Source organism: Runella sp. MFBS21 (genome assembly GCF_029433105.1).
Taxonomy (GTDB): Bacteria; Bacteroidota; Bacteroidia; order Cytophagales; family Spirosomataceae; genus Runella.
In genome coordinates, this window is the sequence record NZ_JARNTW010000020.1 from 1 (window position 1) to 19,830 (window position 19,830).

Sequence of the window (19,830 nt, forward strand, 5' to 3'; positions counted from 1 at the left end):
ATTGGGGGTTGGCCATGTCGCAATTGTACATTAAATTTGGCGATAGATTACAAGCTGACAGAGAAAATTACCTCGGAGGCTGAAAAGGCAAAACTAAAATCCTGACACAGTTCAGCGTACACTCCCCACTCTCACTTAAAGTATCCATTTATCTAAACAACCAATTACCTTAAACCCTCTATCCATGCGTCTGAGTATTTACACATTTATTTTTAGTAGTATTTCCCTCGCCAGTCTTGCCCAGCGAGAAGCAGCCCAATACAGCCCCCGCGTCACGGGTCGAGATTCTATACTGCTTTTTCACGCTGAGACCGATGCCAACGCCAAAACGGAAATCCTCAAAACCAAAGGCCACGTACCCTACCTCGCTACCGATGCCCAAGGAGGGCTGCAGATTGAAACTTTTTAAAAACGCTTAGGTACTTTAGTTAAGTTCAAATCATAACAATAATGTAATTCCAATAACTATTCTTGAACATAGGAGGCATATTCATACTATTATCATCAAAAGCTAGTAAAGCTATGAAGTATCTATACAAAATCTTACTGCTAAGTATCAGCTTGGCCGCGAGGGTTGCGTGGAGCCACTCCCACGATGACCCCACCACCAAGCCACCTACTTCTACCCCCGCCGCACCGAGTAGAGTCGTCAGTGCCCAAATCGCCGATATGGATGCCGCCCTTGCCGCCCTCAATCAGCGCATGAGCAGCACCACTCCCGCCGTAGATTTGATGGCCAACCTCCCCGTAGTCGTCTCAGAAGAGGTAGCCGAAAGCCGCGTGGAAGCCCGCAAGCTTTTTCGCTACCTTGACCAAAATCCCGATAAACTCATCGAGAGCCTCACACCCGAGGCATTGCTCACCTTACCAGTGGGTTTGTCAAAATCATTGGGCGACAATTCGCGCATCACCGTAGGGATTTTGGAGGCCAAGTTTGAGAAAGCCGTCACCAAACTTACCATTTTTGTACGGCTCAACTTCCACGTCAGTGGCAGCAGCAGAGAGCTACTTTTTGGTGCCCAAGATGTTACCTTTACCCGAGAGGGAGGTATCAGCGGTTTTACGGCGGCATTGTTGGGCGATAAGCCTTATGATATAGCCACGCGGCAAGCCGCCCCCGGTCGAGTAGGTTTTACTTTTTCGACCACCTTCACCGCCTCCAAAGGGCTAAGAAATATCTACTCCGAAGCCAGTCCAACTTCCCAAGTTTCAGATTGTAGCTAGGCCTAAAACTTGGAAAGGCGGTCAGAATCTATTTTTTGTTGGTCACTGTGCCGTTGGGGGTTATGGTTTTATCTTTTTCTTGTGAGCCGTTGAGGACGTGTATTGTATAATCCGAATCTTTGAAATCATGGCCGATGAGTTCTTTTAAGTTTACTTCAAGGGTATGTTCGTGCAAGCTAGCATCACAGACTAAATCTTTGGGTCTGTTATAGGCTATTAAAAGGTTGATTTGCATCGGAAATGACTCCATGACAGCACCATCCCACACTACTCTATAATGTTCTTTGTCACAATCTCCCAAAATCTTAATGGTCAGAATTCCGTTTTCTCGCTTTATTTCTTTCAACTCAAAATAGGAAGTCTGAGTGGCAGCTGTGCGTGTCTTCATGTAGGAGTCAAATAGCGTTTTGTCTTTGATGACCTGTTGGTTTTCAGGGTCAGTGATGACTGCTTTGTCTTTTGAGCAAGATGTAAAGAAGTAAGCTAAAACGAAACTTGTAATCACGAAAATAAGGCGAGTTTTCATAATCTGTATGGTTTTAATGAATGTGTTTTTGTTATGACACATTTAGGGTTGTATTGGTTGGATAGCTTACAAAAATTAGTAGGTAGACTTTCCAAGTTTTGGGTTCTTGTGAGTATAAACTTGGAAAGTCTGTTTGGGAAATTTGGTTAGCCTTTCCAAGTTTCAGGTACTTGGGAGGTGAAACTTGGAATGTCTATTTTGTCAACAACTTACTTTTAACCACTACTTCAATTACTCGCTCACGGAGGTTGCGGCTGATGGGGATGAGGTGATTTTGAATCGAAAGTTCATTAGACTCGATGCTTTCAATTTTGGACGTGGCTACCAAATACGATTTATGAACTCGCAAAAACTTATTTGGGTCAAGGTATTCTTCTACGGTTTTTAGGGGAAGCAGCGTCATGAATTTTCCCCGCAGGGTGTGAATAATCACGTAGTTTTGAAGGGATTGAACAAACAGAATTTCGTCCACCAAAATCTTCTCGTACTTGCTTTCGCATTTGATAAACAAATAATCGGGTTCGCTGTTTTGGGGAGAATTTTGAAGTGTCTGATTTTTTAAAAAGTACAAATCTTTGGCTTTGTTGGTAGCTTTGAAAAAACGGTTGAAGGTGATGGGTTTTAGTAAATAATCGACTGCATCAAACTGAAACCCTTCTAAGGCGTAGTTGGGGTAGGCCGTTGTCAAAATAACCAGGGGAAGATTAGACCTGATTTTTAGAAAGTCCAATCCAGTCATGTGGGGCATTTGAATATCCAAAAATATAAGGTCAATGGGTTGATTTTCAAGTAACTTGTTAAGTTCTAGTGGGTTTTCTGCCACACCCACAAGGCTCAAATAATCTACCACCTCGACGTACTTCATAAGCCCTTCGCTGGCCAAAGGTTCATCGTCCACTATGACGCATCGTAATTTCATGGCTGCCTTCTCCAAGGGGAGTTTTTATAGTTGGATGGTTAATTTAACTTTAAAAAGTTTTACTCCTCTTTCTATCTCTAAAGTATGTCGGTTTGGGTATATCAAATTGAGCCTTCGTTCGACATTTTTTAACCCAATTCCTGAGTTTCCTTTTGTTTTTTCTTCATTATAACTATTTTGGAGATGTAACTGAAGTCGTTTTTCAGAATCTACTTTCAACTCCAATTTTATAAAATTTTGTTGGGTTTTTCCCTTCGATACGTGTTTAAAGGCATTTTCGACAAAAGGCAACAAAATAAACGGCGCAATCTCATGACCCCGAGCTGACTCATGGTTCAATTCAAAAGCCAATTCGGTTTGATTTTCGTTCAAACGCAGGGTTTCTAATTCAATAAAGTTCTCCAAAAATTGAAGGTCTTTGCTTAACAAAATCTCTTGGTCGTTGCACTCATAAAGCTGATAACGAAGCATTTGTGAAAAAGACGCGAGCGACTCCGACGCCAAATCGGGGTTTTTGTGAATCAGGACAAAAATGGAATTAATGGTATTGAACAAAAAATGGGGATTAATCTGTGATTTCAGGTATTTCAGTTCGGTTTCGAGATTGGCTTTTTCCAAAGTAAGGCGTTTTCGCTCGGCATTGAGCCAGTTTTTGCCGAGTTTTATACTCATTGCCAATGTCATCGAACCTACGGTAGAAGGAAAAGCCGCCGTAGAAAAAATGACAAACCATTGGTCGGGACGTTTGCCAAATAATTCAAAAAATGTCAGTTTTGAATAATAAGCGTTCAAAAAATAACCTGCCGTAATGAATGCCGTACACACCAAAACGGTGAGGAGTACTGTCAAAATATAGCTACGATATTTGCCCACATACAAAAACTTCGGAATCAGATAGTATAGAATAAAATAAGCTCCCACTGCTTGAAAAATAATGTATCCGATGAATTTGACAGGCAATTCTCCTTTAAAAAGATAATTAATTACTCCTTCAAAACTACCTACATTAATCATCATCCAAGCCAGATGGTTGGTAATCCAAAAGGGAATGTGGTGAAGTTTGTATCTGAAAAACCAATGAGACATTTGTGCCATTTTTAGAGTTGAAAATTAGCAGTTTATGACTTACAAATGTCCCAAAGATTGATGTAGCGTCGAAAATAATTGACGAAATGTTTTAATTCCCAACGAGGTATTTGTCTAATTGTACATACAGACTGTCACGGTCACTTGGTCTTTTAGCGTTTGATTCTACTACTTCCCCTTTTTTGTCGATGATTAAGTAGCGTGGCATGAGTATCGTACTGTCTTTGGTAGATTGGCGATAGAGTTTGGCGTATTGGTCTTCACTAATAAAAATATGATTTCCTTCTACTTTGTATTTTTTGATTTGCTCACGCCAGAGGTATTCGTTTCCTTGGGCGATGTAGAGGTATTTAATGTCCTTTCTTGTTTGGTATTTTTCTTTGAGCGGCTTGGTGAAATTCCTAAATTCTTGTAGGCAAGGGCCGCAAGTCGTACCCCAAAAATCCACATACACCACACTACCTTTAAAATGCTTGTTGTAAATCTCTTTAAACGAAGATGTATTTGGACTGATGGAGATAAGGTTCACATTTTCAGTGGAATCGAGCCTGTTCAACGCAAAAATTTTTATTGATAAAAAACAAGCTACTATTCCAATCGTATAAAGCAAAGATTGCCATACTCTGGCTTTTACCTGTTTTTGATAGCGCCAGAAAAAATAACTACTCCCTACCACGAAAAGCAGAATAGCGAAGCTTTTGAGGTACATAAGAAACATTAAGGTTTGGTTTCGCTCAAACACTCTGTCTAAGATGTTGGCTTTTTGGGCTTTGGTGAAAGTATATAGGTTTTGTACAACAATAATTAGTTCTTCTCTTACTTCTTTTTTCCAATCAAGGTAGTGGTGTACGATGTCGATTATGAAGCAGGGAATGATAGCGATCATAAGTGCTGATAGCCAAAAATAGGGAGATTTTATCATGAGAGTGTTAAAGTTTTGAAACGCAAGTTTAGCGCAAACAGCTCTCATGAAGTAAAAAGTGGTTTGAAATGCCCCAAAAATGGGATAAACAAGGGATGCAGGAATGAAGAGACCTCAACTCAGTGCTAATAAGTTTTAATTGCGTTTAACCTGCTGCTAAAACGGGGGTACTTTAGGTATGCTTTTCAATTAAAGCTGTGGGGTTTAGACCAAATCGTTTTTTAAAACTGGTTGAAAAATGAGCTAAAGTTTCAAAACCCAGTTCTAAATAAATTTCGGAGGGTTTCCGATTTTTCTTTTGTAACAAAAAGAAGGCTTCTTCCAGCCTTCTTTGCACCAACCAACGACTTGGGGTTTCGTTGAAAATTGCCTTAAAATCTCTCTTAAAAGCCGATAAACTTCTTCCTGTCATGTACGAAAAGCGTTGGAGGCTGACATTAAACGTGAAATTTCGGTTCATGAAAGCTTCCAAATTGATTTTTTCAGGAATTCCAAAATCAAAAAGAACATGGGCAAGTTCAGGCTGATTTCGAAGCAGAATGAGCAAGAGCTCTTCGTGTTTGAGCGCTTCAAACGCCTCGTCGAGTTCCATCACATCTTTATAATAAGGTTTCAACGAACGGATGAATTCATCGATCAACATCGTTGGAGCAACGTTGATAAACGCATTTTTGGATGGATTTGCCGCGATGGCACGTGGGTGTTTTTGCAAAAAATCTTTTAAAAATGCCTCTTCAAAACAGATGATGATGGGTTCAAATTCGTCGATTGAATCAAGTAAACTAAACTTTGCCAAACGATTTTTAAGGGCAATACCACATTGGCCTTCGTGGAAGGGGTAGTTTTGGTCGCCATCAAAAAAACGTATCCATCCTTTTTGGATGTAAAAAAAAACATGGTCAGGGATAAATTGTTCTCGTAGTATCGCCGACTTTTTATCTTTGGTGATTGCTCTCATGGGAGTTTTCGGTATTGAATCATACTTTCTGCCGCTGCCAAAATAGTCTGTTCTTGGGTTGCAATGGGTGTCCAGCCCAATAAAGTTTTGGCTTTTTGATTGCTAACATTACGATTCACGTTTCGTAGCATTACCCCTTCTTTTGCTTTGGCATTGAATAAAGATGCAAAAGAAAGAATCCAATCTGGAAGTTTTTTGGTAGAAACTTTTTGAGAAACTGCGGGAAGGTGTTTTTTCAACAATGTCGCAATGGCAGGGATGGAAATTTGCCCGTCGGCAGAGGCGATAAAGCGGTGCCCGTTTGCAAGTGGGTGGGTCATGGCACGGATATGTAAATCGGCAACGTCGCGAACATCGACTACGTTGAGGGGAATGTAAGGGACGACTTTCATCGAGCCATTCAAAAGGTTTTCGAGCAAATGGAAACTTCCCGAAAAATGAGCGTCGAGCGATGGCCCTAAAATCGCTACGGGATTGATGGTTGCGAATTCTAAATTCCCCCCTTTGCTTGCTATAAAATCCCAAGCAGCCTTTTCGGCCAGCGTTTTTGATTTTTCGTAAACCGACAAGCCCTTGAGATGAACGTCGGTCCAGTCTTCTTCGGTGGTTTGGGTAGTTTTATCAACATGGCTAAATCCAACTGCTCCAAAATTGGACGTCATGACGACTCGTTGTACCCCTGCTTTTTTTGCAAATTTCAACACCCGAAGAATGCCTTCCACGGCAGGGCGAATGGCCTCTTCTTCGTTTTGGGGAACGTCAAAAAAAACGGGTGAAGCTACGCTCAAGACATACTTGCAGCCGTTCATTACTTGCGCCCAATGGTCATCTTTGGTCAGTTCTGCCTGAACAAATGAGAGGCTTTCAAAGGACTCAATTCCGTGAGATTTTAGAGTAGTGATGATGCTTTCTTGGTTGGCAAGGTTACGAATGGTGGTTCTAACCTGATACCCTTTTTGCAAAAGTTGGAGGACAAGTTGTCTTCCTACAAAACCTGTTCCTCCGGTGACTAATACTGTTTCTTTGGTTTTCATTTTTATTCAGTTTGTGCCACAAAGGTCTGAATAAGAATCACGCCTCGCTTTTCTGAAAAGTCCAAAATTGCTTTCTTGAAAAGTCCATTTTTTTGTTTGATTTTTGTAATTTTACCCCATGAACAAGACCGAAACAATCGAGGATTTTTATAAGCTCAAACTGAACTGGATGCCTCAAAATTTGGGGAAAGAGATGGGGCATTTTAATGTTTTCAGACTGGAAGACTTTGTGGCAAAATACGCGCAATGTATCCCGTATAGTCGGAAAGATTTTTTCAAAATAAGCTTAATTATTGGAAAAAACAGGGCGCATTATGCCGATAAAACCATCGATATCGACAAACAAGCATTGATTTTTTCCAATCCACAAATCCCCTATAACTGGGAGTATTTGCAAGAGGAACAATCGGGCTATTTCTGCATTTTCACGGAAGCGTTTTTTAACCAATTCGGAAATATCAAAGAATACCCTGTTTTTAAACCTGGCGGAAACCCTGTATTTTTGATAGAAGACGAAGATTTAGAGCCGATAAAAACAATTTATCTAAAAATTTGTAGAGAAATTGAGTCGGACTATCTCTATAAATATGATGCTATCCGTGCTTTGGTGCTCGAATTGATTCATTTGGCGCAGCGAATGCAGCCCGCAACAGTTCTGTCTAACCACCAAAATGCGGCTACGCGTATTTCATCCGTATTTATGGAATTGTTGGAGCGGCAGTTTCCGATTGAGTCTCCTTTTCAACAAATGAAATTTCGTTCACCTACGGATTTTGCCGATCAATTGGCCGTTCATGTCAATCATTTAAACCGTGCTTTGAAAGATATTACGGGCAAAACCACATCGCAGGTGATTGCAGAACGTATTGCCCAAGAAGCAAAAGCATTGTTGAAACATACCGACTGGCAAATTGCAGAAATAAGTACTTGCCTTGGCTTTGAAGAATCACCTCATTTTATCAATTTTTTCAAAAAACACACGCAGCTTACACCTAAAGCCTTCCGAAGTGCACAAGTTGTTTGATTTTTGCAGTTATTGGTTTGCTTGTTACAACCTCACTCGGGCGTCTTGCTTCTACTTTTGTGTCATCAAATAATCGAAAAACATAACAAAAAATGGACACACAAAAAGTTTGGTTTGTAACAGGCGCGTCGAAGGGTTTGGGGCTTAGTTTGGTAAAAAAACTAATAAACGAAGGCTATAAAGTTGCGGCAACTTCAAGAAAATTGGAAGACTTAACACGAGAAATGGGGGAGGCTTCCGATGTATTTTTGCCACTTCAAGTCGATTTAGTCAATGAGCAAAGCGTAGCAAATGCCATTGCTGAGACGGTGGCAAAATGGGGGACAATAGAGGTCGTGGTCAACAATGCTGGGTATGGGCAATTGGGTACGTTGGAAGAATTAAGTGATGCCGAAGCCCGTCAAAATTTTGATGTAAACGTGTTTGGATCACTCAATGTTATTCGGTTGGTTATGCCGCATTTCAGGGCACAGCTATCGGGTAATATTTTCAATATTTCATCTATTGGGGGCTTTACGGGCAATTTTCCTGGTTGGGGAATTTACTGTGCTACTAAGTTTGCCGTCGCAGGTTTTACCGAATCGCTTGCGGCCGAAGCAAAGGCGTTTGGCATAAGTGCAACAGTGGTGTATCCAGGTTATTTTCGCACCAGTTTTTTGTCGAAAGAATCGCTCAATACACCCATAAATGAGATTGCTGCGTACAAAGAAGCAAGAGAAATTCAGGCATTGCATGAGACCCAAATCAGCGGAAACCAACCTGGCGACCCCGATAAAGCAGCCGCAGTATTGATTGATGTGGTTAAAAACGGTACGGCTCCTTTGCATTTATTTTTGGGACAAGATGCGTATGAGTTGGCAAAATCTAAGTTAGTCACCATTCAAAAAGACTTGGCAGCCCACGAGACATTGGCTACTGCTACTAATTTCAATTGAGGCATTTTAAAGGCGATTAATAGTAGCTAATCCTTCTTTTTGACCTTCTGTTTAATTTTGGGGTTTACCGTATGAAGGACGCATAGGACAAAAGGAGTTTGGCTTTACCCTGATTGTATTTGTGATTGGTATGTTTTTGATTCAAACCCTCTCCGCACTTGCCATCGGTACCAAACTCCTGTCCGAAGAAATTGTAATTCCTGTTTTTTGCCTGCTCGTACTGCCTATTGTTACGTTTTTATTGGCTCAAGGGGCAAAACGATGCCATGACTTTTTTTACTCTGCTATGTCTATTTCGATTGCGCCATTTTTACCCGAATCTCCATACTTTGCAAGGGCATTTTGGGCCGATAACGACCTGAGGCTGTATTTTTTGTTGGTCAGATTTATTTTATCCCCCAATTTAGCAGGCTTGCCATCTATTACTAAATAATATACCTTACCCAGAAAATTTATTCTACCATTGGTAATGGTATTATTTTTTCCAAAATTGATAATGGATTTTCCTTCAAAATACAGCTCGTTATTTTCTGCCGACCAATTGAGCTTTTCTCCATAAAAAGTGCCTGAAGCATTGGTGTTTATAGGATTATCCAAAACAGTTTTTTGAAGCATGTCGATATTTATATCGGCTGAGTTATCCAAAATAACCGTTTGTCGTTTGTTGGTATTTACACCGACTGGATTATCCAAAACAACTGTTTGTGGTTTATCTACAATTGTTTCCATTTTAGCGGTGGAGTTTGTAGTAATTTTTGTCTGTGCATTGCTATTTACACCCAAACTTGCGACTGTGGCTGCTACTAGCCCGATTGATTTTAAATTTTTCATTGAATCTGCATTTATAGTTAAAGAATCATTTTGACTATTGATGCGATTTTCTGAAATGGTGGCAGTGTCTTCTAAAATATTATTTTTTTTTGTTTCAATTATTGAATCGTTTTGTTCAAAATTTGCCCAAAAAACCAAAGAGGCTACCCCAATACTTAAAATGGGAACCGCAGCACTCAAATAAGTATAAAGAAAAGGGAGTTTAGGGTTAAATAGAGGTGCTGAAACACTGGAGTTTGTAAATAAATCGAATGAAATACTTTTGGAAGCGGAGATTTCAAAATACTCGAAACGTTTTTTACATAGTTCATCAATATTCCAAAAAAGTAAGAAAACGGCTGATTTTTTCTTCTTTTGATTGAGTAACTCCTTGATTCTCTTACGAGCTCTTGCCAAATGCGATTTTGAAGTACCTTCGCTAATACCGAGTTCTTTGGCAATTTGAGCATGGCTAAAGCCATCAATCACATAAAGATTAAACACCATTTTATGGTGCTCAGGCAATTGATTAATTACCGCTAAAAGCTCTGCTTCTGAGAAGTCTTGTTTTTCTTCGTACGTTGATTCTTCGTTATTTTCCACCTCATGTTGCAGATAATCAGTTATGTATTTCTGTTTTTGTTGACCACGTAAATATTGCAAGCATTGATTCACCATGATTCGCCGTAGCCATGCTTCAAATGGCCCTTTTCCTTCAAACTCAGCCACTTTTTCATAAGCCAACAAAAAGGCATCGTGGGCTAAATCTTCGGCTATTTCCCTATCTGTCGTATAGCGATAGCCTACACCAATCAATTTATTGATGTTTTGGCGGTAGGCTTTTTCCCAAAATGTTTTTGAGGCTACTATCAAATTTGAATGTTCCATAGATTACATGATGCAAAAAATAGAAAGGGTGGCAGGGAAGAACAAATAAATTTATCAAAAAATAATTTTTGTCAAAAACTAGGTAACACCCCTAACCCTTGCATTTCATCAATCAATCCTCGCACTTCGTCAATCGTATCTAGTTGAAAGAAAAAGTCTCGCTTGTTTTGATGAAAAAACAGCAAAATGAGGACACTATTGCTTTTAACATTTTTTTCAAACTTCGCCTTTGCGCAAATCACAGGCCAAATCATCACTCCAAAAAGAGAAGCTGTTCCGTTTGTCAACGTGCTGCTTTTGGCTGCCTCCGACAGTAGTTTGGTATCAGGTACCACCACCAATGAAGGGGGGAACTATCAACTTTTGTTGCCAAAAACGGGGCGTTTTTATTTGAAAGTCAGTGGGGTAGGGTATCAGTCGCGACTTTCTGAGGCGTTTGAAGTAAATGCTTCCAAATCGACCATTGCACTGGCTGATTTGACACTTTTGGAAGAAGAAAATACCCTGAACGAAGTAAAGGTTTCGGCCAAGAAAGAACTCATTCAAACCACGCCGCTGGGCAAAATTATCAATCTTCAAAGTAGCCTTATGACCAAAGGAAGCAACGCTTTGCAGGTACTGGAGCGATTGCCAGGGGTGATTTCGGACCGACGAAACAATCAATTTAGCTTGAACGGACAGAGCGGCGTAACGATCATGTTCAATGGCCGAAAGGTGCAGATGCCGATGGAAGAACTGATGTCGCTGCTTGAAAATACGGTGGCCGATAACATCGAAAAAATTGAACTTATCACTTCTCCCACTGCCCAATACGACGCTGACGGAGGAGCGGGGATTATCAATATTATCTTCAAGAACAACGAACTATTGGGGACGAAAATCAATTTTTCGGCTACGGCAGGGTATGGTTATAAAGAAAAAGCCCTTACCACAATTGGTATTTCTCATGGATTCAAAAAGCTAAATCTTAATGCTTCTTATTCGTTCAATCATGATGTTCGGAAATCTGGATACGCAGGTGATGGTACAGCAGGGGCTTCGTTTATGCTGGGCGAAACCTACAATACTTTTTATGGAATTGCTCGTCGATACCAAAACAATCATAATCTAAATTTTGCGGCACAATATCAGCCTAATCCCAAAACTACACTTGGTGTCGATTTTGTTGGAAGTTTTGATAAATCTCATAATTTGGTAAACAATGGAGGTACTTACCAGCTAAAAAGAGGGGATTTTTTTGAAATAGCGATGCTTTCAGATGGCTTGACGACCAAGCAAAACAATATCTCGTCGTTTTATCTAAAACAGACTTTTTCGCCTAAAACACAATTCAATGCCGATTTTAGCTACATAAATTATTCCAACAACAGCCCCGCAGGTATTTCTTTGGAATATTTTGATGAACAAAAACAGCCGATAAAACCCCAGTTTTCAATTTTTACGTACGGGAATAGAGGCGAAAGTATTTCTAAAATACATGTAGGTGTTTTTAAAGCTGATTTGACTACGCAGTTTAGCGAAAAAATCAATGCTGATTTTGGCATAAAAACGAGCTTTGCCCAAAATGAAAACGACAGTAAGGTAGAAAGAAAAGTGAACGATACTTGGGAAATAGATCCACGCTTGCAAAGCCAACTCAAAAGTCAGGAACGGATTGCTGCGGTATATTCTCAAGTTAAATATATGCTTGACGCTAAAAGTAATCTTCTTTTTGGACTGCGTTATGAATATTGGAAAAGAGATTTTAACAATCAAGATGGCGTATTTGAGATTTCAAAATTCTTTCCATCGGTGCTTTATACCTATGCCATTAATCAAAATTCCTCGATTAATTTCAATTACAGTCGCCGTATCAGTCGCCCTGCCTATACCGACCTGATTTCCAATTTGTTTTACACCGATCCCACTTTTGTTTTTTCTGGAAATCCATTGCTAAAACCTACACTCTCTGATATGCTCAAAGTTGAGTATGCAAAAAAAGGTTTGAGCCTTGGTATTTCAGCTCAATATGATTTGAATCCTATTTTGAGGTATCAGATTACCTCAAATGCCACCAAAGATGTAGGTATCTCTTCGCCACAAAACCTGGATTACATGAAAAGTCTGAATCTATTTTTGAGCTACCCTTTTCAACTTGCAAAATGGTGGAAGCTGACATTAAACACCCTTACTTCTCTCCGAGATTATAAGGTTTCTTACAGTCAATTTCCTGCCGAAAAGCGATATGTGTTTCAGAATCTCAATTTCTCACAACAAATCAACTTGCCTAAAAACTTTGAAGTTGAGCTTTCGGGCTGGTACAATATGCCCTATTTTGAAGGCCCGAATACAATCAAAGGCTTTGGTGTAGCCAATGTAGGAATTGCTAAAAAACTTAAAAATGACAAAGGAACATTATTGCTCACTTTACCCGATGTTTTTCGTTCGTTTAGTGTACATTCACACAACGGCGGCATGGCACCCATTGCCTTCGACATCAACACAGTGTCGAATTGGCGTGACGAAACGGTATTTTATCGGGTCATTAAATTGACCTACGCACGAAGTTTTGGTAAAAACACCCGCAGCGTGAAGTACGAGGCCAAAGATGAAGAAAGGGAGAGGGTGCAGTGAAATAGGGGCTTTAATGAACGCATTTTACTATATTTGTTAAGCAGGAACCTTACAACCAATAAGATGCAATCAGAGATAGCCCTATTTTTGGACTCCGTAAAAGTAATATGCCCTGACATTTCGGACGAAGAATTATCAAGGTTTGCATCAAAACTTACGACGATTGAGTTAAACAAAAAAGAGTTTTTTATTCACTCCGATAAAATTCAAAAATCAATTGGATTTATCACCAAGGGCGTAGTTCGCGCTTATTTTGTGGATGCAGAAGGCGATGAACGAACCGTTGGCTTTTATGCCGAGGGCGATTACGCTACCCATTATCCCGCCTTCATTACGCAAACACCGAGCCGTTATTCTATCCAATGTTTAGAGCCTACAACTTTGGTTTGTCTTTCGTTTGAGAATCAACAATTGCTTTACCAACAGTCGCCCGTTTTTGAAAGATACGGTCGTATCATCGCCGAGGAAGTGTTAAAGGCGCAGCAGTCTCGCATCGAAAGTTTTATATTTGAAACGGCTGAAGAACGCTACCTTCATTTTATGAAAAGAAATGCCGCCCTCTTCAACAGAGTCTCACTTTCTCACCTTTGCAGCTACCTCGGCATTGAAAGACAATCTCTTACGCGTATTCGCCAAAAATTAGCCCATAAATAGTTTTTGACACTTTTGTGTCAGGTACACCTTCGGTTTTGAGCCCACCTTTGCAGTATCAATTAACGATTTACTGCAATGAAAAAGAACATATTGCTCCTCTTAGGTCACCCTTCCGACCAATCATTTTGTAACGCACTTTTGGAGGCTTACCAAAAAGGGGCTGAAAGTGCAGGTGCAAATTGCAAGATTATTAAGATTGCCAATTTGGAATTTGACGTAAATCTGGCTGATGGCTACAAGAAAGGGGAAGCCATGCAGCTTGAGAAAGATTTGGTCGAATCTCAGCAACTTATCCAATGGGCAGACCACTTGGTTTTGGTGTATCCAAACTGGTGGGGTTTTATGCCTGCCGTTACCAAAGGTTTCTTCGACCGCATATTTCTCCCAGGTTTTGCTTTCAAAAACCATTCAGGAAAAAGCTTTCCTGAAAAACTCCTCAAAGGAAAAAGTATCAGAATAATGGTAACCATGGATACGCCAAAATTGTGGTTCTATCTCATTTACCGCGCTTCCCAATATCAAATCCTGAAAGACATTATATTCGGATACGTAGGTTTTGACCCGATTCGGTTCTCCACTTTTGGATTTATTCGAAAATCAACGGATGAACTGAGGGCCAAGTGGCTTGCTGAAGTGAAGCAATTAGGAGAACAATTGAAATGAAAAATAACAAACGGAAAAGCCGAACACCGATACACAAAGTAGGCCAAACAAACAAATAACAAATAAAATGAAAAAGTTGATTTTAGCGCTGTTTAGTGCAGCCTCTTCAGTATTCGCACTTGCATCTTGCACCAGAGAAAATGCAACGCCAAGTGTTCCATTCCAAACCTATGTGCTCGTACACGGTGCATGGCAAGCTTCCTACGTTTGGGAGGCCGTCCGTGCAGATTTAATCAAAAATGGTAATAAGGTGATTGTTGTTGAACTTCCCGGGCATGGTGCAGATAAGACGCCGCTTCACACGCTTACACTGGATGTGTATCGGGATAAAGTTTTGGAAGCTATCGCTCAATTAAACGAAAAAGTAATTCTGGTAGGACACAGCATGGGTGGAATGGTGGTGTCGGCAGTGGCTGAAAAAGCACCTGCAAGAATCAGCAAGTTGGTGTACATCGGGGCATTTCTTCCTACCAACGGACAGGCATTGGTTGAATTGGCTTTTTCTGACCCCGATTCAAAACTTGGCCCCAATCTCATCGAAGCTTCTGATAAACTGTCGTTGGATGTAAATAAGGAAAACCTAACGAGCTTATTTATCCATGACGGTTCGCAGGCAGCCAAAGAAAAGGTTTTGTCTAGCTACCGAGGTGAGCCGTCGATTCCATTGACCAATAAGGTGTCATTGACAACGCAAGGGTTCGGATCTGTTGAAAAAGTGTATATCAAAACACTTCAGGACGTGGTGGTTTCTCCAAGTTTACAGGACAGAATGATTGCGGGTGCAGGTATCAAAACGGTCTATCAAATAAATACCAGTCACTCACCGTTTTTGTCGCAACCTGTTGAAGTGGCCAATCTTCTCATCAAAATAGGGCAATAACAAATAAACAACTTACAATCATGGACTTACAATTGAATAAAAAAACAGTATTGGTATCGGGCTCCACAACTGGGATTGGCTATGCCATTGCAAAAGGATTTGCCAAAGAAGGAGCAACGGTGTATTTAAACGGCAGAACTGAAACGGGTGTCAATGACGCATTAAATCGAATTAAGAATGAAATTCCCAATGCCAAAGTCTTAGGAATAACGGCAGACCTCACTATCGAAGAGGGCTTTAACCACCTTAGTAGAGAAGTGACAGAGGTGGATATATTGGTCAATAATCTCGGAATCTATGAACCTGTCGATTTTTTTGAGTCAACAGACGAAGACTGGGCCAAAATGTTTAATATCAATGTATTGAGTGGGATTCGACTAACCCGTTTTTACATGTCAAAAATGATGAAGAAGAGTTGGGGACGAGTCCTATTTATTTCGAGTGAATCAGCTATCCAAATTCCCACCGAAATGATTCATTATGGCATGTCAAAAACGGCACAACTTTCGATTGCCAACGGACTGGCGCAATTAACGAAAGGCAGTGGAGTAACAGTAAATTCTATTCTTCCTGGGCCAACCTTTTCAGAAGGGGTAGAGCGCTTCATTGGCAACCTTGCCGAGCAAAAAAAACTGACTCCCAAAGAGATAGAGCATCAGTTTTTTGCCGAAACCCGCCCCCTTAGTTTGTTACAGCGATTCATCACTCCCGATGAAGTAGCAAGCGCTGTATTATACATTTCGAGCGAGTGGGCGGCTGCTACCAATGGCGCTGCCATTCGAGTAGATGGAGGGATTTTGAAAGGAATACACTAAAATACAGTCATGCGTAAATCAGGTGTTTTTGGCGATTTTCAAAAACACCTGATTCTGTGTAGTTTTGTTGAAGGAAGAAAATCGAACACAGGAGACGCTCCTTAAATAGATTGTAATAACTACTCAGAAAAATGGGCTTTGGGGATAAATTACTGTTCTTTTTTAGTGCATTAGGGGCGTTTAACGGTCTAATTCTGAGTCTTTATTTTTTCTTTTTTACGACAAAAAAACACCTGTCAAATTACTTATTAGGGGCGTTGTTGTTGGTACTTAGTCTTCGAATTGGGAAATCAGTTGTGTATTTTTTTGACGCAAGTTTGCCCAAAATATACCTTCAACTTGGGCTTACAGCCTGCTTTTTTATTGGCCCTTTTTTATATTTCTTCATAAGGGCCGAAATTCAACAAATTCAAAAGTTACCCAAATCGTGGATAGGACAAACGGCTTTTTGGGCTTTCGTCATTGTGGTGGTCGGAGTGGTGTATCCTTATCAAGCGGTTCCTTACTGGTGGAGGCATTACATCATCCCGCTTATTTATTTGCAGTGGGGAATTTACGTCATTTTTTCGGGGGGAGTAATTTGGCCGCTTCTTAAAAAAATACGGCAAAAAGAAAGCCTGAAAGCTTTTGAAAAATGGGTTTTAACCATTTTTGGTGGCGTTTTGCTATTGTTTGTCTCCTACGTTTGGGCTATTTTAAATATCATCAAAGGAAGTTACATCTTTGGGGCGCTTTATTTTTCTCTCATCATTTATCTGGTCGTGTTTATTTTGCTTTACCGTAAGAAAACCAACGATTTGTCTTCTTTTTCATCCCAAAAATACGTCGATAAAAAAATGGATGAGCAGGAAGTTGCGTTGGTGGTTGGGAAGCTAAAGCGCGCGATGGAAGAGAAAATGCTTTATAAAGACCCCAATCTGAAATTGAACGACCTTGCCAAAGAAATTAACCTTTCGGGGCATCAATTGTCGCAGCTTTTAAACGACAACTTGGAGAAAAACTTCTCCCTGTTTGTCAACGAATACCGAATTGAAGAAGCCTGTAAAATGCTTTCGATGAACGTGCCACTTACCATTGATGCCATTGGAGACGAAGTAGGGTTTAATGCGAAATCTACCTTTTTTGCTGCTTTCAAAAAGATTAAAGGCTTGACTCCCAGCGCTTACCAAAAACAACAAATTCCAGATTTATAAAACCGTACTACTGATTTTAACTTCCTGAACTTTCATCACCAAAGTTTCTTGAATTTTTGAGGTGCAAAATGAAGCGTTTTCATTTTGATAAACTCTAAAGAACTTTACGATGAAAAAAGGAACGTTGCTCCTAAGTTTATTGATCAGTTGCTTCTCGGCGTTTTGCCAAGATAACCTCACCGAAAGACAACAAATTGAGACTACGATTCAGCTCTATTTTGATGGCTGGGCAACTGGCGATACCACCAAAGTGGGGAAGGCCATGCACGCTTCTTGCCACCTGAAAAATTACCGAGATGGGAAGTTTATCGACTATTCAAGAAACCAGTACCTCAGCTTTTTCAAGCCACACCCACGACCCAAAAACCTGACTACGCGCATTGTAACCATTGACGTAACCGACAATATGGGAAGCGCAAAAGTGGAAATCAGTACTGAAAAAGACCTGTTTACCGATTATTTTAACCTCATGAAAACCAATGAAGGCTGGTTGATTGCGGATAAAGTTTCTACCCGAAAGTCGCACAGGGTCTTTGATATAAACGCTATTCAACTTCAAAAAGAAACCATTGTGGAAGGATTAAAACGTCCTTGGAGCATGGCTTTTATCTCCGAAGAAGAAGCACTGATTTCGGAAAAAGAGGGTGATTTAGTACTGTTGAATTTAGTGACCAAAGAACGAAAAACGATTCAGGGCTTTCCGACCGACTTGGAAGATAGCCTTGGGGGTTTTGGAGATAACACGGGTAAGTTTGAGGTATTGCTTGACCCTGACTTTAAAAATAATAAATACCTCTACTTGTCTTATGCTGCCAAAAGTGCGAAAGGTAGAACCACCAAAATTATCAGAGCTGTGCTAAAAAATGGGGTTTTGAGCCAAATAAAAGTACTTTTTGTGGCCGAACCTTTTACGTCTGAACGTGTACATTATGGTGGAGGAATGGCCTTCGGTAGCGACGGGAAATTGTATTTTACCATTGGCGAACGGCTATTCAACGAAAAAGATGAGCCTGCACTTCCCATTGCTCAAAATAAAGAAGACAAACGAGGTAAAATATACCGCATCAACCCTGACGGAACGATTCCTAACGATAACCCTACTTTTAGAGAAAAAGCCATTGCTGGTTTGTACGCCATGGGGATTCGGGCTGCGCAAGGAATCACCCTAAATCCTAAAACCAACCAACTTTGGTTTAGTGAGCACGGAACGCACCAAGGTGATGAAATCAATGTGCTCAAGGCGGGGGCTAATTACGGTTGGCCAATGAAAACCACAGGGAAGTATCGTTTTGCCGAATTTGACCCAAAGCCTATTGCGGGAAATGTTTACACCGACCCCGTTTGGTCGTGGTCTCAAACGGTTGCGCCTACAGGATTGCATTTTTATGCGGGTAGCGAATTTGCCGCTTGGAATCAAAACTTGCTCGTGGGTGGCTTGGCAAAAGGCAGTTTGTGGCGGTTGGTGATTGAAGGCGAAACCGTGAAGAGTGCCGAAGAACTGTTTGTCAATGACCGCTTGAGAATCCGTAAAGTGATACAAAGCCCGTTGGGGAAATTGTACCTGCTTTCGGACGAGGTGAATGGGAAGGTGATTAGGGTTAGGAATGCGGGATAAGTTTCAACTTTTCTCCCTTTTGAACCGATTTAATTGCTTGAATGTTTACGGGAGTATATTTGAATTTTACAACACAAAGATGAGCATCACATCGGTAGAAGAATTTTACAATGAGATAGACCTTCCGTTTCCTGAGGGCTTCAAAAAAGAAATCGGGCATTTCAATGTATTTGAAATTGACGAATTTATCAGGGGGCTGCGTGAAAAAAATAGTATGCCCTACAATCGTCGGGCCTATTATAAAATTAGCCTTATCCTTGGGAAAAACCGTGCTGAATATGCCGATAAAGTCATTGACATCGAAGAAAATGCGTTGCTCTTTGCTACTCCTTTGATACCGTATCATTATGTGCCACAAGATGCCGATCAAAGCGGCCATTTTTGCGTGTTTACTCCCGACTTTATGCTCAAAAGTAAGACGGGAATCTCTTTGGATGACTTGCCAATTTTTCGACCAGACGGCTTTCCCATTTTCAAATTGAATGATGAGAATGTGGAAGAGCTCAAGGCAATATTTAAAAAAATGCACCGCGAAATCGTGTCTGATTATGCGTACAAGTACGATTTACTCCGTAATTATGTTCTTGAATTGATTCATTTTGGACAAAAATTGCAACCTGCAACGGCCCTGTATTCTTCGCATAATGCCGCGGCGAGGGTTTCTTCTTTGTTTCTTGAATTGTTGGAAAGACAATTTCCGATTGATACGCCGCATCAAAAACTCAGCCTACGCACTGCGAAAGATTATGCCGATCGCTTATCGGTACACGTAAATCATTTGAATAAAGTGCTAAAAGATAACACTGGAAAAACGACGACGGAGATTATTGGTAGTCGTGTGACGCAAGAAGCCAAAATACTCCTTCGACAAACCGATTGGCACGTTTCGGAAATTGCGTATTCGTTGGGTTTTGAAGAAGTTGCCCATTTTTCTAATTTCTTTAAACGCCATACTTCTATTTCACCTGCTCAATTTAGAGCGTAGAAGAAGGGATATTTGATTTTTGCAAACATTGCTTTCGTTTTTGCAAACAGCGAGCCCGTAATTCCTCGCAATTTTGCATCAACAAA

The 19,830-nt window shown here is 40.5% G+C and carries 19 protein-coding genes and 1 pseudogene; 13 read left to right on the forward strand and 7 right to left on the reverse strand.

Features of this window, described 5'->3' with window-relative positions:
- The first annotated feature begins 184 nt into the window (after positions 1-184).
- Together P1X15_RS25755 and P1X15_RS25760 are read left to right on the forward strand one after the other, a co-directional pair.
- Positions 185-409, forward strand: a complete 225-nt coding sequence (locus P1X15_RS25755) for a hypothetical protein (RefSeq protein ID WP_277341017.1) — start codon at positions 185-187, stop codon at positions 407-409.
- A 113-nt stretch (positions 410-522) separates the two neighbouring features.
- Positions 523-1,224 carry a hypothetical protein gene (locus P1X15_RS25760; protein ID WP_277341018.1) on the forward strand — a complete coding sequence of 234 codons (702 nt, stop codon included), beginning with the start codon at positions 523-525 and terminating at the stop codon, positions 1,222-1,224.
- Between the two features lie 28 nt (positions 1,225-1,252).
- Here the strand turns inward: P1X15_RS25760 and P1X15_RS25765 are convergent, their stop codons facing one another.
- The 6 genes from P1X15_RS25765 to P1X15_RS25790 all read right to left on the reverse strand — a co-directional run bounded on the left by P1X15_RS25765 (position 1,253) and on the right by P1X15_RS25790 (position 6,669).
- Positions 1,253-1,750, reverse strand: coding sequence for a hypothetical protein (locus P1X15_RS25765; RefSeq protein WP_277341019.1), 498 nt, complete (start codon positions 1,748-1,750; stop codon positions 1,253-1,255).
- Positions 1,751-1,943: 193 nt separating this feature from the next.
- The gene (locus P1X15_RS25770) at positions 1,944-2,669 is read right to left on the reverse strand and encodes a LytTR family DNA-binding domain-containing protein (RefSeq protein WP_277341020.1); all 726 of its coding nucleotides are present in this window, start codon (positions 2,667-2,669) and stop codon (positions 1,944-1,946) included.
- Positions 2,670-2,693: 24 nt separating this feature from the next.
- Positions 2,694-3,755, reverse strand: coding sequence for a sensor histidine kinase (locus tag P1X15_RS25775; RefSeq protein ID WP_277341021.1), 1,062 nt, complete (start codon positions 3,753-3,755; stop codon positions 2,694-2,696).
- Between the two features lie 91 nt (positions 3,756-3,846).
- Positions 3,847-4,677: a redoxin family protein gene (locus P1X15_RS25780; protein ID WP_277341022.1), complete on the reverse strand. Its 831-nt coding sequence runs from the start codon at positions 4,675-4,677 to the stop codon at positions 3,847-3,849.
- Positions 4,678-4,849: 172 nt separating this feature from the next.
- On the reverse strand, positions 4,850-5,635 hold the full coding sequence (locus tag P1X15_RS25785; protein ID WP_277341023.1) for an AraC family transcriptional regulator: 786 nt from the start codon (positions 5,633-5,635) through the stop codon (positions 4,850-4,852).
- The gene (locus tag P1X15_RS25790; RefSeq protein WP_277341024.1) at positions 5,632-6,669 is read right to left on the reverse strand and encodes an aldehyde reductase; all 1,038 of its coding nucleotides are present in this window, start codon (positions 6,667-6,669) and stop codon (positions 5,632-5,634) included. The genes P1X15_RS25785 and P1X15_RS25790 overlap by 4 nt, the downstream gene beginning before the upstream one ends.
- Before the next feature lie 118 nt (positions 6,670-6,787).
- Here P1X15_RS25790 and P1X15_RS25795 point away from each other — a divergent pair, with 118 nt between their 5' ends.
- From P1X15_RS25795 to P1X15_RS32630, 3 genes are all read left to right on the forward strand, one after another.
- A complete protein-coding gene (locus tag P1X15_RS25795) occupies positions 6,788-7,693 on the forward strand; it encodes an AraC family transcriptional regulator (protein WP_277341025.1) in 906 nt (301 codons plus the stop codon).
- Positions 7,694-7,785: 92 nt separating this feature from the next.
- Entirely contained in the window at positions 7,786-8,628 is an 843-nt protein-coding gene (locus P1X15_RS25800) for an SDR family oxidoreductase (protein WP_122930121.1), read from the forward strand.
- A gap of 130 nt (positions 8,629-8,758) precedes the next feature.
- On the forward strand, positions 8,759-9,061 hold the full coding sequence (locus tag P1X15_RS32630) for a hypothetical protein (protein WP_409049708.1): 303 nt from the start codon (positions 8,759-8,761) through the stop codon (positions 9,059-9,061).
- A gap of 770 nt (positions 9,062-9,831) precedes the next feature.
- On the opposite strand, the pseudogene P1X15_RS32635 reads toward P1X15_RS32630, so the two are convergent.
- A pseudogene (locus P1X15_RS32635) lies at positions 9,832-10,326 on the reverse strand (RNA polymerase sigma factor); the annotation flags it as partial.
- A 186-nt stretch (positions 10,327-10,512) separates the two neighbouring features.
- Between P1X15_RS32635 and P1X15_RS25810 the strand changes: the two are divergent.
- The 8 genes from P1X15_RS25810 (at position 10,513) to P1X15_RS25845 (ending at position 19,744) form a co-directional block, all read left to right on the forward strand.
- Positions 10,513-12,939, forward strand: a complete 2,427-nt coding sequence (locus P1X15_RS25810; RefSeq protein WP_277341027.1) for an outer membrane beta-barrel family protein — start codon at positions 10,513-10,515, stop codon at positions 12,937-12,939.
- A 63-nt stretch (positions 12,940-13,002) separates the two neighbouring features.
- A complete protein-coding gene (locus tag P1X15_RS25815) occupies positions 13,003-13,593 on the forward strand; it encodes a Crp/Fnr family transcriptional regulator (RefSeq protein WP_277341028.1) in 591 nt (196 codons plus the stop codon).
- Between the two features lie 75 nt (positions 13,594-13,668).
- On the forward strand, positions 13,669-14,256 hold the full coding sequence (locus P1X15_RS25820; protein ID WP_277341029.1) for an NAD(P)H-dependent oxidoreductase: 588 nt from the start codon (positions 13,669-13,671) through the stop codon (positions 14,254-14,256).
- Positions 14,257-14,323: 67 nt separating this feature from the next.
- Positions 14,324-15,136: an alpha/beta fold hydrolase gene (locus P1X15_RS25825; RefSeq protein WP_277341030.1), complete on the forward strand. Its 813-nt coding sequence runs from the start codon at positions 14,324-14,326 to the stop codon at positions 15,134-15,136.
- A gap of 20 nt (positions 15,137-15,156) precedes the next feature.
- Positions 15,157-15,951, forward strand: coding sequence for an SDR family NAD(P)-dependent oxidoreductase (locus tag P1X15_RS25830; RefSeq protein ID WP_277341031.1), 795 nt, complete (start codon positions 15,157-15,159; stop codon positions 15,949-15,951).
- 317 nt (positions 15,952-16,268) lie between these two features.
- Positions 16,269-17,144, forward strand: coding sequence for an AraC family transcriptional regulator (locus P1X15_RS25835; protein WP_277341032.1), 876 nt, complete (start codon positions 16,269-16,271; stop codon positions 17,142-17,144).
- A 109-nt stretch (positions 17,145-17,253) separates the two neighbouring features.
- On the forward strand, positions 17,254-18,759 hold the full coding sequence (locus P1X15_RS25840; RefSeq protein WP_277341033.1) for a PQQ-dependent sugar dehydrogenase: 1,506 nt from the start codon (positions 17,254-17,256) through the stop codon (positions 18,757-18,759).
- Between the two features lie 79 nt (positions 18,760-18,838).
- Positions 18,839-19,744 (forward strand): AraC family transcriptional regulator, encoded by a 906-nt coding sequence (locus tag P1X15_RS25845; protein ID WP_277341034.1) that lies wholly within the window; start codon positions 18,839-18,841, stop codon positions 19,742-19,744.
- Positions 19,745-19,830: the final 86 nt, after the last annotated feature.